18 protein-coding genes are annotated in these 17,269 nt (G+C 38.1%); 9 read left to right on the forward strand and 9 right to left on the reverse strand.

Features of this window, described 5'->3' with window-relative positions:
* Positions 1 to 66 precede the first annotated feature (66 nt).
* A complete protein-coding gene (locus P2E05_RS16670; protein ID WP_154622010.1) occupies positions 67 to 963 on the reverse strand; it encodes a LysR family transcriptional regulator in 897 nt (298 codons plus the stop codon).
* A gap of 128 nt (positions 964 to 1,091) precedes the next feature.
* On the opposite strand from P2E05_RS16670, the gene P2E05_RS16675 reads away from it, so the two are divergent.
* Both P2E05_RS16675 and P2E05_RS16680 read left to right on the forward strand, forming a co-directional pair.
* On the forward strand, positions 1,092 to 1,793 hold the full coding sequence (locus P2E05_RS16675; protein ID WP_154622009.1) for a pirin family protein: 702 nt from the start codon (positions 1,092 to 1,094) through the stop codon (positions 1,791 to 1,793).
* A 208-nt stretch (positions 1,794 to 2,001) separates the two neighbouring features.
* Positions 2,002 to 3,936, forward strand: a complete 1,935-nt coding sequence (locus P2E05_RS16680; RefSeq protein WP_282565865.1) for a BglG family transcription antiterminator — start codon at positions 2,002 to 2,004, stop codon at positions 3,934 to 3,936.
* Positions 3,937 to 4,348: 412 nt separating this feature from the next.
* On the opposite strand, the gene P2E05_RS16685 is transcribed toward P2E05_RS16680, so the two are convergent.
* Genes P2E05_RS16685 through P2E05_RS16720 form a run of 8 tightly spaced genes read right to left on the reverse strand, consistent with a single transcriptional unit; the run spans position 4,349 to position 12,506 of the window.
* Entirely contained in the window at positions 4,349 to 5,752 is a 1,404-nt protein-coding gene (locus P2E05_RS16685) for a purine-cytosine permease family protein (protein ID WP_272657277.1), read from the reverse strand.
* Positions 5,753 to 5,806: 54 nt separating this feature from the next.
* Positions 5,807 to 6,199 carry a carboxymuconolactone decarboxylase family protein gene (locus tag P2E05_RS16690; RefSeq protein WP_269723640.1) on the reverse strand — a complete coding sequence of 131 codons (393 nt, stop codon included), beginning with the start codon at positions 6,197 to 6,199 and terminating at the stop codon, positions 5,807 to 5,809.
* A 2-nt stretch (positions 6,200 to 6,201) separates the two neighbouring features.
* Entirely contained in the window at positions 6,202 to 7,641 is a 1,440-nt protein-coding gene (locus P2E05_RS16695; protein WP_154623190.1) for an NAD-dependent succinate-semialdehyde dehydrogenase, read from the reverse strand.
* A 5-nt stretch (positions 7,642 to 7,646) separates the two neighbouring features.
* Complete coding sequence (locus P2E05_RS16700) at positions 7,647 to 9,113, reverse strand: aldehyde dehydrogenase (RefSeq protein WP_154623192.1); 1,467 nt, start codon at positions 9,111 to 9,113, stop codon at positions 7,647 to 7,649.
* Positions 9,114 to 9,126: 13 nt separating this feature from the next.
* Positions 9,127 to 10,164, reverse strand: coding sequence for an LLM class flavin-dependent oxidoreductase (locus tag P2E05_RS16705; RefSeq protein WP_154623193.1), 1,038 nt, complete (start codon positions 10,162 to 10,164; stop codon positions 9,127 to 9,129).
* 21 nt (positions 10,165 to 10,185) lie between these two features.
* Positions 10,186 to 11,106 carry a flavin reductase family protein gene (locus P2E05_RS16710; protein WP_269723638.1) on the reverse strand — a complete coding sequence of 307 codons (921 nt, stop codon included), beginning with the start codon at positions 11,104 to 11,106 and terminating at the stop codon, positions 10,186 to 10,188.
* Between the two features lie 10 nt (positions 11,107 to 11,116).
* Entirely contained in the window at positions 11,117 to 11,932 is an 816-nt protein-coding gene (locus P2E05_RS16715; RefSeq protein WP_154623195.1) for an alpha/beta fold hydrolase, read from the reverse strand.
* Positions 11,904 to 12,506: an amino acid synthesis family protein gene (locus P2E05_RS16720; protein ID WP_272657275.1), complete on the reverse strand. Its 603-nt coding sequence runs from the start codon at positions 12,504 to 12,506 to the stop codon at positions 11,904 to 11,906. The genes P2E05_RS16715 and P2E05_RS16720 overlap by 29 nt, the downstream gene beginning before the upstream one ends.
* A gap of 125 nt (positions 12,507 to 12,631) precedes the next feature.
* Here P2E05_RS16720 and P2E05_RS16725 point away from each other — a divergent pair, with 125 nt between their 5' ends.
* The 7 genes from P2E05_RS16725 to P2E05_RS16755 all read left to right on the forward strand — a co-directional run bounded on the left by P2E05_RS16725 (position 12,632) and on the right by P2E05_RS16755 (position 17,265).
* Positions 12,632 to 13,330 carry a GntR family transcriptional regulator gene (locus tag P2E05_RS16725; protein WP_230085823.1) on the forward strand — a complete coding sequence of 233 codons (699 nt, stop codon included), beginning with the start codon at positions 12,632 to 12,634 and terminating at the stop codon, positions 13,328 to 13,330.
* A 1-nt stretch (position 13,331) separates the two neighbouring features.
* Positions 13,332 to 13,622, forward strand: a complete 291-nt coding sequence (locus P2E05_RS16730; protein ID WP_154623197.1) for a DUF1330 domain-containing protein — start codon at positions 13,332 to 13,334, stop codon at positions 13,620 to 13,622.
* Between the two features lie 1,152 nt (positions 13,623 to 14,774).
* Positions 14,775 to 15,113 (forward strand): transcriptional antiterminator, encoded by a 339-nt coding sequence (locus P2E05_RS16735; RefSeq protein ID WP_163862981.1) that lies wholly within the window; start codon positions 14,775 to 14,777, stop codon positions 15,111 to 15,113.
* Between the two features lie 18 nt (positions 15,114 to 15,131).
* On the forward strand, positions 15,132 to 15,497 hold the full coding sequence (locus P2E05_RS16740) for an SFCGS family glycine-rich protein (protein ID WP_154621967.1): 366 nt from the start codon (positions 15,132 to 15,134) through the stop codon (positions 15,495 to 15,497).
* Positions 15,497 to 15,793 carry a DUF4312 family protein gene (locus P2E05_RS16745; RefSeq protein ID WP_154621966.1) on the forward strand — a complete coding sequence of 99 codons (297 nt, stop codon included), beginning with the start codon at positions 15,497 to 15,499 and terminating at the stop codon, positions 15,791 to 15,793. The genes P2E05_RS16740 and P2E05_RS16745 overlap by 1 nt, the downstream gene beginning before the upstream one ends.
* A gap of 27 nt (positions 15,794 to 15,820) precedes the next feature.
* The gene (locus P2E05_RS16750; protein WP_163862983.1) at positions 15,821 to 16,612 is read left to right on the forward strand and encodes a DUF4311 domain-containing protein; all 792 of its coding nucleotides are present in this window, start codon (positions 15,821 to 15,823) and stop codon (positions 16,610 to 16,612) included.
* A 2-nt stretch (positions 16,613 to 16,614) separates the two neighbouring features.
* Positions 16,615 to 17,265 (forward strand): DUF4310 family protein, encoded by a 651-nt coding sequence (locus tag P2E05_RS16755; RefSeq protein WP_154621964.1) that lies wholly within the window; start codon positions 16,615 to 16,617, stop codon positions 17,263 to 17,265.
* Positions 17,266 to 17,269: the final 4 nt, after the last annotated feature.

Raw genomic sequence — 17,269 nt, forward strand, 5'->3', positions numbered from 1 at the left:
CTTAACTTGATAACCGACTTTGGTTTGCACCTCTATATATCTTGTATAGAGGTGCTTTTTTATTCGTTATTTATTAACAAATAATTTAGGTATTTCTCGTAAGCACCAAGATTTTGCTTCTCCCATGCTATCTCGACGCCATGCCATAATAATATTCGTTTGATGGCTATATTCCGCACTAACAACGCGTAAACGTCCTTCACGTATATCCTGTTCAACCATAGGATATGGCATCGTTGCCACGCCTAATCCAGCCAATAAAGCATTACGCTTATCTTCGATCGTTGATACCGTTAATCTTTGCTGTTTATCTAATAGTTGCACAGTGATAACAGGACGCTCCCGTGCTGTATCAGCAACAGCAATCCCCCTATATTTAATGCGAGTTGTATCCGAAAGCGGTTCTGGTTCTTGATGAATCGGGTGCTCTGGACTAGCCACATATACATGGTTAATGCTGTATAAGGATTTAGAGTTAATTTCAGACGATGAGCGAAAATGCATATCTGGAGCGATGACAATATCAGCTTTACCACTCTCAAGCCGCTCCCACGCTCCCGCGAGTACTTCCGTTAAAATAGAAAGTTGCGTGTCTGATTTTTCTGCTAACTTATCAACCAAGGGGAATAAGTAGTATGCAGGTATTAATGCTTCACATACAATTGTCAGGTGAGTTTCCCAGCCTTTAGCCAGCGCTTCAGCATCGGAGGTTAGCTTTTCCGCGGCTTCAAGTAATACTCTGCCTCGCTCTAACAGCATTCTGCCAACGTTAGTGAATTTCGTTCTATGCCCTGAACGATCAAATAGAATAACATCTAATTCTTCTTCTAATTTTTGCATCGTATAGCTGAGCGCCGAGGGCACTCGACCCAATTCGTCAGCAGCAGCAGCGAAACTACCACGCCGGTCGATTGCATCCATCACCCTTAATGATTCAAGTGTTAATGCTCTCTCTTTACTCATGGAATATCTCTTTCAGTAAATTTGAATGAAGTAAACAGATTAACTGGCTAACAATTCAACGTCCAGCTATTTATTATAACAATATAAATTTTTGTATATTTTTGTCGATTGAAGGAGGGTTAGCCACCATGATGACATTAAGACAAGTAAAACACTGTGGTAAGGCTGACTATGGTTGGTTACAAGCGCGTTACGCGTTTTCCTTCGGCCATTACTTTGATCCTGATTTTATGGGATTTAAGACATTAAGAGTACTTAATCAGGAAGTTATCGCACCTGAGAGTGCTTTTCAGCCTAAAACCTACCCACATGTGGATATTCTTAATTTTGTATTACAAGGCAGTGCAGAGTATCGCGATAGTTTAGGAAATAAAATTGAAGTCAGTGAAGGTGAATGTATCCGCTTCTCACCACGCCCTGATTTAAGTTATAGCGAACACAATATGTGTTCACATAAACCCTTAACACGCCTACAGTTGTGGTTAAATGCTTGCCCGCAACAAGAGTATTATCCGACTCAAAAGATCAGTTTACCAACAGAAAGTAACATGTTAGTCGCCTCACCCGATGGGGTAAATGGCAGTATTCAATTACGTCAACAAATTTGGGTTACACAGCTTAATGTCACGTCAGATAATCCACAACACATTCAGTTGAGGGGAAAAAATGCTTATCTCCAATCTATTCACGGTGGAGCTCGCCTACAAGGTAGTAGTGGTAACACAATAGAAATGAGTTGCAATGATGGCGTTTTCATTCAGGACGAAAATACGTTAACACTCTCATCAGCAAAATCAATGCGCGCTTTACTTATTGATATTGGTGAATAACCTTTGAAGGGCCAACTTTCTTTTTTGGCCCCTCAAAAAATGCCTTCCTCCTAAAAATCCTCTTTTTTTGCGAAGATATTCTCAAATTTATGATCTTCCATACTCCGCATGTTGATAGCCTTATGATAGAGTCCAAGCAATAGTCAGCCAAAATAGAGTGGGTATTTTGGTTATTAAGCTTATTATTTTAGGTCTAGAAGGTATTTTTGTGGCTTTATTCACTCAACAGCGACTTAATCAAATTTTTGCAAGTATACTCGAAGAGGTTGTCCCTCAAGATGAGCTCGCAAAGCGTTTTTCTGTTTCAACACGGACGATACGCTCTGATATCAATGAAATAAATGAGCTAATACAAAACTACAGTGCCCATATTCTCTATGAGCGAGGCCGTGGCTATCGCTTAAAAATCGATGATGAAGGGCTTTTTGCTAAATTGACCCAACAAACTCAAGTCGAAAATAGTATCCCTCGGACAAGTAAAGAGCGTGTCGATGCCTTACTGCTAAAACTATTAATGCTATCTTTGCCAGTAAAATTGGATGATATTGCCGAAGAGTGGTTTATTAGCCGTGGAACCCTGCAACAAGACATGAGCATTGTCAGAGAACATTTGCAGAAATATCAGATCTTATTAGAAAGCATTCCCCATCAAGGAATCCGTTTAAACGGAAGCGAATGGGCTATTCGGGCCTGTATGACAGAAACCCTTTGGCGACGTTTTTCATTGCAAATCAATCAGGACTTATCCATTTTTCAGCCTGAGTGTTTAGATAACCTCGATTTAACCTATATCGATAAGGTTCTTCATAACAGCATGAACCGTTTCGATGTTCGCTTAAGTAATGAGGGGCACTTATATTTGGTTTTCAACTGTGCTGTGACGATCTTACGTATTACTCGTGGTCATGAATTAACATCTACGGTGAAAAACCATGATAGTGAAGAGACGCTACGTAAAGCCTGTGAAGAAGTCTCTAAAGGATTGATCTATTTTCTTGGAAACGACTTATCCAGTGCAGAGCTGAGTTACCTACATGATCAAATCATCGCCCAGCGGATCAGTCATCAAGATGCCGCTCAGCAAAAAAGTGCTAATCACAATGAATTGGTTGAATATATTCTTAATTATATTAACGAATTGTATAACTATGACCTACGCAGTGATGAAAAGCTGAAAAAGGATCTCAATACTCACATCGCTGCATTAATGACACGGCTTCAATATCACATTATTACCCCTAATCCATTATTAAGTGATATAAAACAATATTATCCCTTTGCATATGATGTCACTCTCAGCGCACTCACCAGTGCCAGTAAGCAATTACTACCTTACCCCATCAATGAAGATGAACTTGGCTACCTTGCGGTGCATATCGGCGTCAGTCTAGAAAGGAATTATGGTGCAGGGTCAATTCGTCAAACAGAAGTGCTTGTCGTCACCGATGCTGGAAATTCAACATTTCGAGTTGTTGAATCAAAGATCATGCGTGAATTTCCACAACTCAAATTTAGCCGAGGACTAACACTGCAAGAATATGAGTCGTTAGATGAGGTCGAGGAAGACTTTGTGATCACCACAGTGCGTATTTCGGAAAAGAATAAGCCTGTCATAAAAATAGCCCCTTTCCCGACGCCTTATCAATTAGAACAAGTCGGTAAATTGGCAATGATGGATCAAACTCGTCCTTATATTATTGAACGCTTCTTTGATGAACGTTACTTTATGGTGATTAATGACAAGATCAGCCAAGAAACTTTATTCCAAACCGTTTGCCATAAATTACAACAAGATGGCTATGTCACTGCTGATTTCTATCCCTCATTACAAGAACGTGAATCGATTGTTTCTACTTTGCTTGGTGAAGGAATTGCATTACCCCACTCTTTAGGTTTACTGGCAAATAAAACGGTGGTTGTCACCATTGTCGCCCCCAAAGGTATTGAATGGAATAGAGAGACGAAAGAAAACGCGTATGTGATTTTCCTGCTGGCAATCAGTAAAGCTGACTATGGAGAAGCCATGGCGATCTACGACCTGTTTGTCACGTTTGTGAAAGAAAAAACCACCCGTAGACTTATCACTGTTAAGAATTTCAATGAGTTCCAAGTCATTGCTAAGGACAGCCTAGCGCGAATATAGGGGTTATATCAATTTAGAATGAAAGCACTGCCTATTTCTTTGGATATCCAGAGATAGGCAATGGTGCATTATAGCTAAATAAATTAATCAACAACACAACATTTAAAAACACGACACTCTTCATTAAATAAATATATTTTTATTTTTCATTGAAACTAAAGTTTTCAATAAAAATTTATTAATTAATTTTTATTTATACAAAAGATTTCATATCTTTTTTCCTTATTATTGATTTAAAACAAACTCACTCAATAGAGTGAGTATGATAATCATTTTTTACAATGAAACATCTCACTCATGAGAAACAAACTGATTATAAAAACAACAATCAAATAAATAATGTGAAAAATAAGGTTACTATAAGTATAATTCATTAATAGTCTCTAAAATAATTTTATACATTAGATACAAGTTAATACTTTTGATTATAAACCTCTAACTGACTCATTGTATGTTTCTTATTATGAAAAAGTGAATAAAGTAGTGAAGTACAAATAAGACTAATTAACCATGAAAGATCAACACCTGGAATCAATTCTGCATACGGACCTATGAAAAAAGTATTTTTAATAAATGGTATCTGAACTAGTATTCCAATAAAATATACTGATAGGGAATTTACATTAAATAAACCATACACACCGCCTTTCTCATCAAAAATAGCATTAATATTATAAATTTTCTTTTTAATTAAATAAAAATCTAAAAGATTAATAATTGCCCAAGGAATTAACACAGAACTAAGTGCAAATATCATATTTAAGAAGAACGAAACAAAACTTGCAGATGAAGCCAATGCGATAAGCGTTGCCCCCAACAAAACAATAGTAGAATAAATAACCCTTACACTTGTTGATGTTTTCCAATGAGGTATAAACGTTTGAATCGCAGTAATAATAGAAAGAACTGCACCATATAAATTCATAGCGTTATGGCAGATAATATTAATTAAAAAAAGTATCATTAATATTGGACCTAAAAAGCCAGTAACTAATTTTACCGCTTCCATAGATTCTTGAACATGCGGTGCACTATTTACAGCAAAAACGCCAAACAAAAATGCTAAAATAGTTCCCCCACATGCCCCAAAATAGGTATACCAAAAAGGTTTAGCTATCCCAACATCTTTCGGTAAGTATCTTGAGTAATCAGAAGTATACGGAGAAAAACTTATTTGCCAGACGGCACTAATACTAAAAACAGCAAACCATCCTACAAGACTAAATGAACCTTTATACCAAAAGTCACTAGGCAAAGGTTGAGAAAGCATATAAATAAAGCCTGATAATAGTGCTCCCCCCATCACCCACGAACCAATTTTATTGATTTTATGGATAAAATTATAACCTACAACACCAATAAATGTTGCACTGATTGCACCGATAATAGTTGCAAAATGGATTTCTATTTTGGGTGCTACAATATGCAATGCCTTTCCAGATAAAATAATATTTGAAATAAAAAAACCTAAGTAAATGACCGCGGTAAATATAATAACTAATAGTGAACCATATCGGCCAAATTGAGCTCGACTTTGAACCATTTGGGGAATACCAACCTGTGGCCCTTGTGCAGAGGTTAGCGCAAGAAATAAGCCACCAAATAAATGTCCACATATAATCGCTATAATTGCACTAATAATATTGAGATTGTAGACTTGTGTTGACGTTGCCCCTACAAATATTGCCAACGGTGCAATGTTTGTACAAAACCAAAGGGTAAATAAATCTCTAGGCTTACCGTGTCTTTCATTTTCTGGAACATAATCGATAGATTTACTTTCAATTAATTCTGTTTTGTTTGCAGAAGAAGTCATAATATCCTCCGATATTATTATTTTTTATTATATTTTGTAGAGTAAATTTCTTATTTAACTTTCAGAATAATATTCATCTATAGCCTGTGTCGCAATTCTAAAACTATCAACTGCTGTTGGCACCCCACAATAAATAGCAACCTGCAACAATACTTCACTAATTTGCTCTGGCGTTAAACCATTTCGTAGAGCGCCTTTTACATGTAACTTAAGTTCATGTGGACGATTTAAGGCCGATATCATGGCAAGATTAATCATACTTCGCTCTTTTTTTTCTAAACCATTACGCCCCCATACTGCCCCCCAACAATATTCAGTCACTAACTCTTGAAGAGGTTTATTAAACTCGGTAGCATTATTAATTGATTGTAAAACATATTCACTACCTAAAACATCTTTCCTTATTTTTAAACCTTTTTCATATAACGATTGATGACTATTTTTCACAATTAATCTCCAAAAAGCGTATATTTAATTTCTAAATATTCATTAATTCCATGATGAGAGCCTTCCCGTCCAAAACCAGATTGTTTAATTCCACCAAAAGGTACTATTTCATTAGAAATATGTGTTGAATTAATACCAACCATACCGTATTCAAGTTCCTCTTGCATTTTCCATGCAGTAGCTAAACTCTGAGTAAAACAGTATGCAGCAAGGCCATACTCTGTTTTATTTGCTAAATTAATTGCTTCTTCTTCGGTGCTAAAAGGATAAATAACAGCTAATGGACCAAACGTTTCCTCACTAAATGCCAACATATCTGAGTGACCATTAGTTATTAACGTTGGTTGGAAAAACAATGTTTCTTGTTGGAAATAATCTCCACCACATAATAATTCTCCCCCTTTTTCTATTGCATCTAAAATATGCTCCTTTATCTTTTCAACTGCCTGTTGATTAATAAGTGGTCCCATATCAGAACTTGTTATTATTCCATTACCAACCTTTAATGCTTGCATTTTATTTTTTAATAAATTAGTAAATTTATCATGTACAGATTCATGCACTAAAAATCTATTAATACAAACACATGTTTGGCCTGAGTTTCTAAACTTTCCATACATTGCAGCATCAACAGCTTTTGTAATATCAGCATCAGAAAAAACAATAAAAGGTGCATTTCCACCAAGCTCAAGGGAAAGTCGCTTTACATTTTGTGCAGCCTGAGCCATCAATAATTTCCCAACAGGAGTTGAACCAGTGAAACTGAGTTTTCTGACAACTTCGCTTTGCATCAATGTACTGCCAATATCAATTGCATCACCAGGAACAATATTTAAGCATCCTGCTGGTAACCCTGCCTGTGCAGCTAATTCTGCTAAAGCCAACGCAGTAAAAGGTGTTTCAGGTGACGGTTTAACAATACAAGTACAACCCGCCGCTAAAGCTGGCGCAACTTTACGCGTGATCATTGCCGCCGGAAAATTCCATGGTGTAATCGCAGCAACAACCCCTATAGGGTGTTTAGAAACAATAACTTTTTGACTCGTTGATTCACCTGGGAGTACTTCCCCATTAATACGCAATACCTCTTCAGCAAACCAACGTACATAATTTGCTGCATAAATAATTTCACCACGCGCCTCTGATAAAACTTTTCCTTGTTCTTGAGTTAAGATATCAGCTAATTCATTTTGATATTTGATAATTAACTGATACCAAAGGTGTAATATATTTGCACGCCGACGGGCTGGCACTTTTTTCCAGTCAACTAATGCCAGCTGTGCCCCATCTATAGCTATTTGAGTTTCCTGAGCGCCTAAGCTAGCAACTTCCCCAAGCAACATTTTTGTTGCAGGGTTATAAATAGGGGTGGTAGCTCCATTAATGGAATCGATCCATTCTCCATTGACCCATCCCTTCTCGCGTAAAAGTACGTTTTTCATAACTATTATCTCATTATAAATGGGTCATCAATTGCTTCATCACTCGTCCGTAACCAGACCGTTTTTGTAGTGGTATATTGCATTGCAGCATCCAAACCTCCTTCTCTACCATGGCCAGATAGCTTATAACCACCAAAAGGCGCCAAAGGAGAGACTGCTCGATAGGTATTCAGCCATACAATCCCTGTACGTAATTGCTTTGTCAGGCGGTGTGCACGAGTAAGATTTTTAGTAAAAATGCCGGCAGCAAGACCATAGTCAGAATCATTCGCCAATGCGAGTGCTTCGGCTTCACTATCAAAGCTTTGAACAGAAAGTACGGGGCCAAATAATTCAAGTTTTACACAATCTGCTTTTGGTACTTTTGTGCAATCAAGAATTGTGGGGGGATAGTAATAACCCTTTTCTGTTACATCATAATGTCCCGTAATTAATGCAGCGCCTTGTTTTATAGAGTTATCAACAACTTGTTTTATTTTTTCTATCTGCTTTAAAGTACAGAGTGGCCCAAACTGGGTACTATGTTGTTTAGGATCACCAATAACGATAGCTTGAGCTTTCTCTTTTAGTTTATTTAAAAATTCATCTTTAATAGATTGAGAAACTAATAGGCGTGAACCAGCAACACAACTTTGACCAGATGCTGCAAATATTGCAGCAACTTGCGCATTTGCTGCACTCTCTAGGTCTGCATCATCAAAAACAATAAAAGGGGATTTACCACCTAATTCAAGAGATTGGCTTGCAAGGTTTTCAGCGCTATTACGAACAATATACTTTGCCGTCTCAACACCACCTGTGAATGCAATATGATTCACTTTCGGGTGTTGAGTCAGTATCTCCCCACATTCCGATGAAAAACCTGTAATAATATTACAAACCCCAGCTGGAAATCCTGCTTGATGGATCAAGCTTGCTAATGCAAGTAACGGTGTAGGGGCGTATTCAGAAGCTTTAATTACCAAGGTACAGCCAGCCGCTATTGCTGGGCCAATTTTGACTGCTGATAAAAATAATTGGCTATTCCATGGAATAATAGCCGCGACAACACCGATTGGCTCACGTCGGATCCACGTTTCCATATCAGGCTTATCAATAGACAAATAAGCACCTTCCATCTTATCTGCCAAACCAGCATAATAACGATAATATTCAGCCACATAAGAAATTTGAGCTTGTGTTTCCCGAATAATTTTTCCGGTATCTTGTGTTTCTAATCTTGCAAGTTCAGCTGCATGTTGTTCGATCAAATCGGCTAAACGTAAGAGTAATTTTCCTCTTTGGCTCGCTGTGTAAGCTTTCCAAATTGGGGAATGAAAGGCCTCATAAGCTGACTCGACGGCACGTTCTGTTTCATCACGTCCTGCCTCTGCAACTTGTGCCCACGGTTTTTCATTTGCAGGGTTGATACTTTCGAACTGTCTCACCCCTGGTTCAAATTGCCCATTAATATATAATTGAAACTTTTCCATTTTCCCCTCACTATTATGCAAATGCAGGCATGACTTGAGTAATAAAACGCTCTAATGACGCTTTTTTGCGTTCAAATGGCATACCACTGTCGATCCAAAGGGAAAACTCGTCATATCCCATTCGTTCATATTTTTTTAATTTCTCAATGACTTCATTCGCTGGGCCTATAGCAAGGTTTTTTCTCATGATTTCAGGTGTATAGTATGAATTCCGCTCAATTTCCTCTTCAGTTAATGGTTCAATTAAACCTTGTTTTATTGGCCTTTCATTTTTAAACCAAGCTCCGAAATACTGATAAAAACGATTTAGTTCAATGGCTGCTAATTGAGCATCCTCTTCATTATCAGCAACATAACCATGTTGTAACATCATGATCTTTAATGGTACTTTAGGTGGAAATTTTTCCTTCGCTTCTTTAAAGCATGTCACTAATCGTGCGATTTCCTCTTCACCTTGATGCAATGGTGTAACCTGCACATTACATTCATTTTTCACTGCAAATTCATGGCTGTTAGGATCACGTGCTGCTACCCAAATCGGGGGATGAGGTCTTTGCTTTGGCAAGGGAGCGGATGTTGTTGAAGGAAAAGACCAAAACTCACCTTTATGTTCATAGTCTCCTTCCCATAGCGCTTTTACGGCTGGAATTAATTCACGCATGCGTTGCCCTGCTTCCCAAGGCGTTAAGCCTGGTGATAATCTTTCATATTCAAATGAATATGCTCCTCTAGCAATTCCCAGATCAAGACGACCATCCGTAATTAAGTCCGTCATAGCAGCTTCACCAGCTAAGCGGATGGGGTGGTTAAAAGGCGCTACAATAGTTCCCGTTCCTAATCGAACATTTTTAGTTTGTCTTGCGATATCAACAAGATTAATAAATGGATTAGGAGCAATAGTAAAATTCATACCATGATGCTCTCCTGTCCAAATAGCGTGCATCCCTCCTTGATCTGCTATCTTGCACAGTTCAATCATTTCTTGATACAGTTTCTCTTGTGATTCCTCAGGTGAAATTCTTTCCATATGGATAAAAAGTGAAAATTGCATACTATGATCCTTTATTTAAATTTAAGCTATTAACTGTTTTACTTGTCCATTATTCTCATCACCGTAATACACACTATAATTTCCGGCTGTGGCTTCCTGAGTAAAACGTTTAATCAGCGAATTTACGGCATAATCATCAAGTTTAATTTTTGATAGTTCATCGATATTAATAAATTGACCATTTTTCAGTATTGAAGATGTATCAGTCGCAACTGCACATAAAAAAACAATATGTTGTTTTTTATTTTTTCTATCTTCGTAAACGGAATAAATAAACCCTGGGCTGGCTTGAATACCTATTTTATTAAACAAATATTCTAATGTTTCATGAACTCCTTTTTCACTAATAACGCTAGAAGGTAGACAATAATTATTCAAACTGTCTCTAAACATAATGACTTTATTTTCAGATTCTATAAGTGCACTAATGATTAATTCTGGATTTTGAATAACTGATTGCGCACTCTCATAAGGAGTAAAATAAGCACCTCGGTAAAAACCAAGCCCTGCTGTACCTTCCGAATGAAAATCGACTACTTTTCCAATAAGAATGGCGTGATCTCCAGCATCAATGACTTGATATAGGCTGCAATCGAACCAAGCGGAACTTTCACTGATAATTGGACTATCTGATGTCGCAGTAAACCAATTGACATGTGAAAAACGATCTTCAATTTTCTGTGCAAAAATATTGGATATGTCTTTTTGTTTCTCAGAAAGTATATTTACAGCAAAATGCTCACAACGTGTAAAATTATCAAAATTTGCAGAACGTTTATCGATACTAATAAGTAACAAAGCAGGATCTAATGACACTGATGAGAATGAATTCGCAGTAAATCCTATAGGTTCATTATTTGAGTCTCTGCTAGTTACTACTGTTACTCCCGTTAAAAAAGAGCCAAATGCATCTCTCAATTGTCGGCGATCTTGTATTTCCATACAATTACCCTCACATCATGTAGTTTTCTGAATTACATATATTTTCAACAAATTCTTTTATTTCATAAGAAACTAGCCGAGATGCAGTGAGTGTTAGCATATGCCTTTCACCTGGAATAATAATTGCCCTTCCTTTTTGGCTATTCTCTGCCATTTTTATTGCCATACTTGGGCTAGAATTATTGTCATTTTCCCCTGTAATAACTAAAAGGGGGCAACTTATCTCATGCCAGTTTTTTGCGTAAATATCATCACCATTAGCAAAGGCATAATAAGCTTTAGCATAACCATCAAGATTAACCTGATTCAGCCAATTCATAACTTTTCGCCTAATTTGTTGCTGTTCTTTTGAGCCATCAAACCAACGCTGCAATGGCGCATCTATCTGAGCTTGGCCAGAGGCAAGTTCTATTGCTCTTTGTCTAACTGCAATTTTTGCCTGTTCATCACGGCGATATACACTACTGATAATGACGGCACCTTTGATTAATTGCGGATATTCAATACACACTCCCCCAGTAATTAAGCCTCCCATAGAGTGGCCAACTAATATGACATCTGCTAAACCAAGAGATTGTAAGAATGCCCCCATCCAAGAAACATAATTTTGTAGTTCTGGCCGATATACAAAACCCGAACTATAACCATGACCCGGCATATCCACCGCAATCACTTGATAAAAAGCTGACAAAGACTCAATTTGTTCTTCCCATGTTTCAGCACACATACCGACACCATGGATTAAAACAAGAGGCCTACCTTGGCCTTCTTCTAAGTAGCTAACTTCCATATTTAAATTAGATAGCTGCTGGGTTCTTCTGATCATGACCTAACTCTTTTAAATCTTGATAACGATCGCCAATCCTGTGGTGAGGGCGACCACCTAATGCAGCACCTAACGCAATGACAATTTCATCTTCAAACGGAGCATCAGAAATATTGAATTGGAAAGTTAAATAATGAGCTCGGCTCCCTTCATCGTTTTTACCCATCATAGGAATTAAAATCGGTGAATTAGCAGGTCCTCGAGTGTTATTGAATGCTAAATAAGATTTTCCACCTACTGCATTACGATAATGGTTACCAAAATGTAACGTATGAATCAAAGCCGATGCATGCTCAAGCTCACCTTTTAATCCAACAACTGCACATTTACCAAAAGCTTCAATACACTCACCACCACCAGCTTCTTCAATAATCATGTTCGTTAGCACTTTTCCTAATACAGGTGCTATCTCTCTAATTTTTAAGGATAAATCATCAACATATCCTTCCCCTACCCATGGATTTTTTATTACTGCTGCCGCAGCAATCATGATAAGCGGCTTATCTGCTTCTTTATGACCATCAATATAAATCGTTTCGGTGCTCAAAATTGTCTTACGGATTATTGGATGCATAACGACCTCTTGTTAATTAATTGTCAAGCCTATATTGTATTATTGTAAGTTGGCATACCAACATACAAGATGTCAAACTTTTACTATTAAAACTTTTTTGTTGTATAGTAGAGATCAAATATTTGATGATTAAATGGGTAAAAATGGACAGTTCACATTCATTAAAAATTAATAATGTTCCGTTAACACTGCGGGAGATCGCTCTTGAAAAAATTCGTCAAGCTATTATTTCTGGCTACTTTAAAGCTGGTGATAGGCTAGTAGAACGAAGTTTATGTGAAGAGCTTGGAGTTAGTCGTAGTATTGTCAGAGAAGTTTTAAGGTATCTTGAATCTGAAGGATTAATTGAGATATTAGCCAAAAAAGGGCCTATTGTTGCCATGTTAAATTGGCAGCAAGCTGAACAAATATATAATATCCGTATCTTACTAGAGCAAGAAGCGGCTAAAGCCTGTGCCGAAAAAGCGACCGCTCAGGATAAAAAAATACTTTTAGATAAACTGCAAAAAATTGATGATGCTTCATTAAGTCAGGATGATTTTAAATCAATCACTGCCTCAACTGAATTCTATGAAACGTTATTTTCTATCGCTACACACTCTATTGCTTGGGAAATTGTTCAGCGCCTAAATAGCAGAATTAGCCGACTAAGAGCTATGACATTAAAAACAAAAGATCGAAAAATAACAGGATTCGAAAGAATGAAACGAATCTACTCTGCCATTGAGAAAAATGATGGTGAAGCCGCTAAAACTGCGGTGGTTGAACACTTAACTGAAGCATCGATTATTGCTAAATCTATATTAGAAAAACAGGAAAAATAATATGCCCGCATACTGGATTGCACATGTTACCGTTTTTGATACTCAAAAATATCCTCAATATATGCAGCTTGCTGCGACAGCCTTACAGAAATATCAAGGCAAATTTCTTGCAAGAGGAGAAAATGCCATAACATTAGAGGGAAAAACTTATGAGAAACATGTTGTTATAGAATTTAAAGACTATGAAACCGCACTCTCATGTTACCATTCTATTGAGTACCAGAATGCATATAAGCAGCGCAAAGATATCGCCGATGTAATGGTTATTATCGTTAACAGCCTAACAAGCTAATACCTTTTCTTTAAAATTATTAGGACCTTAAAGAAAAATCAGTAAAATTAATAAATTAACTAATAAACAATGATATTTATTGATGTCTTGACCGCTATTATGTCAGCTCTATCAGCTCGCCCGTTCTGATATATTCAAAGAATATGGCAAATCATCAATAAAAAATCACTCTTAGAATAATTTATTATTTTAAGATAAGCTGCTAAGCGCAATATCATCGTAACTATGCTGAGATGATATTGCAGATAAAAATCATTATTGGATTTAACTGTTATTTATTCTAAATTTGAAACAAAATCATACGACATTTTTATGTGAGGAATTAATACTATCGCTATAGATTGTACCCCTCTTTATAGTTGTACAGGACTCAATAAAAGATGATAATCCAATCACCCATGTTTTTCTTATCAAACTTATTTAGACAAATACTAGGAAAAGTTACAGGTAGTCATCTAATGGTTTGATGCACTAGATCATTCCCTTTACCAAAAGGTGTACTTTTTATCTTCTATATCCTAACTGTTATATTTTTTTGTATCACCATATTCAGTAACTAGACCAAGAATTTTGACTTGAGACGCTAGTATATTGCGGTTTACTTTGTCATTTAACACCTTAACAATCAGGTTATATTTCATCATTAAGATGCACTTCTCAATGAAAGCGACGTATAGTTTGCTTCCACTTATTATTGGAAAAATCGCTATTCCGGCATTTTGCGTGATCATGACCGCAAATCCATCATTTTATTTATCACCAAAATCGCCTTTTTGTTGTGCCATATTCGTAAGTGGAAATGCAAAATGACCTTTAGCGCCTATTTCCACTTTTTCATTTCCACTTCTTTTTTAATCACAATGCCTGTTTTCCATCACTAGCAGAAAATCATTAATAGGTTGAATTTTAATACATTAATGTAGCTCCCTACTTAAGACTACTTATTTTCAATAATCGAAAAAAGTCTAAATTTCCATTTAATTTCCGATTAGCTCGGATTTCATACACAAAAGCACGTTATATCCTTCCAATTAATTTCCACTTACAAGTGGAAATTCAATGTCTGCACAAGTTCTCTTGAAGCGACTAAGGTATTTATCATAAAGGAACAAAGCAGTTTAATTGCATTATTACCTTGGATTTTAAACAGTTATGAGTGAATCAGTTGTCGTTTTTAAGATGTCGGAAAATAACCTCGATATCGATGAGGTAACACAAGAACTGCTGGCCGTCATTAGTGGCTGGCTTAAACAGGAAAATTGCTACACCACGGATGTACAACAACAGATGTTGGAGTCTCATCTTAGAGCCATGGTGGTTAGAGCTAAAACGGGTGAAGCCTTACCTGAAGTCGATATCAGCCTATTTGATGAGATTTCAGAACACTCGATTGCTTTATCGCAACGTGTTGTCGATACCCTACCAGGGCTCGCGCCAGAAGAGACATTTTTACTCTCTGTTCACTTTGAAGTTATCCGTTCGAATGATTAATTTTTGAGGAATATCACTATGAAACAAGTTGTTGTTGCTATCGGAGACCGTTTAGGAAAAGGCCAAAAAGTGGCAGTAGGAGTTGAAAGTGCAGGCGGTAAAGCCATTGTTGTCCCGGGTGTAGCGGCAGATATGAAGCTCGGTGATGTTATGAATGCTGAACACGCTGATTTAGGTATCTCCTTTTGTGGAAGTGGTGGTGCAGGTGCTATCACAGCACAAACTAAATACGGCTATAAGGCGCGTTATGGCATGCGCTCGATTGAGGAAGGTGAAACCGCGATTGCTGAGGGTTGCACTGTTTTAGGCTTTGGCTTTATGGATAAAGAAGAATTAGGCGAGCGCTTAGTTAAAGCTTACCTCAAAAAATACGGCGACGCGTAATGAAGAAATCTATCGAAACGGTTGTGCGAGTCTCTGGGCAAGGTGACAGCAAACAAAAAGCCATTGCTGATGCACTGAACTCGATTCAACGCACGGTACTAAAAGAGAGCAATGACATTATCCTGCGAATCGAACCTAAGGATGTTGCCGTTGTGAGTGCATATTCGCACTCGCGGACAGAAAAGTTTCTTTTCGTTTTTCTGCCGCGCAAACGTGAACATTTCCGTGTGGTGCTCGACGTTTCGCTAGATGTCACCCTACTTTCTGTCAACGAAATACCATTTACAGAACAATAAAAACAATTCAGGTCTGGAGGCATTTCCATGAGTGAAACTGCATCTTTCTTAGAAATACTGGGTATGTCCCTCATTATAGGCGGCCTATGTGGCTTTGGCCTTGGTGCAGGTGCTGCCCGCATGTTCCACGCTCCTACAGTCCAAGGGATGGGGGCATTCCGTACACTCGGCGAACTGAATGCATGTGAAGGCGATCCTGCTTCTCACTTCTCGTTCGGTTTAGGCTTCTTCTTTAACGCATGGGCATCCTCGGTTGCCGCCGGTGCATTCACACAAGACGTTGACCACCGCATCATTCCTAACTGGGGTGCGGCTGCATTGCTCTCTAAAAACCGTAATGTCGCTGAAACACTGCATAACCCGAAAAAAATGGCTCTAGCTTGTACCATTATCGGTGCATTGGTTGTTGCCTTCTTAAATACAACAGCGTCCGCTGTTCCTGCTGCGTTACAAACGACAGCAATCAACGTATTAGTGCCTGCTGCAAACCTACTGGTAAATACCGTAATGCCAGTTATTTTCTGGTTAGCCGCGATGGATGCAGGTCGACGCTCAGGTTTTTGGGCTACCCTTTTCGGTGGCTGTGCACAACTCATTATGGGAAATGCTATCCCTGGCTTGGTTCTGGGTATCCTGATCGGTAAAGGTGTTGATGATAACGGCTGGAACCGTGTCACACGTACGATGATGATCACCGTTGTCTTACTGTTTGTTTTAAGTGGCTTCTTCCGTGAGTTTGACCTGAAGATGATCACCTCTTTCAACTTAGATAAACCTCTGTGGCTTGAATACATCCATGGATTACTGAGCGGGAAATAATTATGACAACTGAAATTAACAAACAAGATTTTTGGTACGCTGAGTGGTCGTTCCCTATTTTTGTCGGGCTATTATCAGCAGGCATTTTTGCAGGGACTCACATGTATGTTGTTTACGGATTCGGCGCATTTAACGAAGTTGCTTTCGTCGCAATGTTAAAAGCAGGCTTAGATACAGGCGTTTATGGCGCTGTTGCGGCATTTGGTGCGAGCTTCCTGTTCGCACGGATCATCGAAGGCTCCCTAGTCGGTATTTTGGATATCGGTGGTGCATTACAAACAGGTATTGGCCTTGGCGTCCCAGCGCTATTTCTTGCGGCGGGTTGGGATATTTTGGTTACCAATTTCTGGATCTCCCTGATTACTGGTTTGTTACTCGGCGTGTTAATTGGCTTGATCATTGTATTTGCGCGTAAATTTACCATCGCACAAGCCAACTCGACATTCGGTGCTGACATAATGATGGGAGCAGGTAATACGTCCGGTCGTTTCTTAGGTCCTTTAATTATTTTGGCTGCGATGGCTGCCTCCATTCCGATTGGTATTGGTTCGCTGATTGGTTCACTCATCTTCTATGTATGGCAGAAACCTGTCGCAGGTGGTGCAATTTTAGGCGCGATGTTATTTGGTTATTTCTTCCCTCTCGCCGCCTAATGAC

The sequence above is a fragment of the Providencia stuartii genome (assembly GCF_029277985.1).
In the GTDB taxonomy this organism is placed as follows: Bacteria; Pseudomonadota; Gammaproteobacteria; order Enterobacterales; family Enterobacteriaceae; genus Providencia; species Providencia zhejiangensis.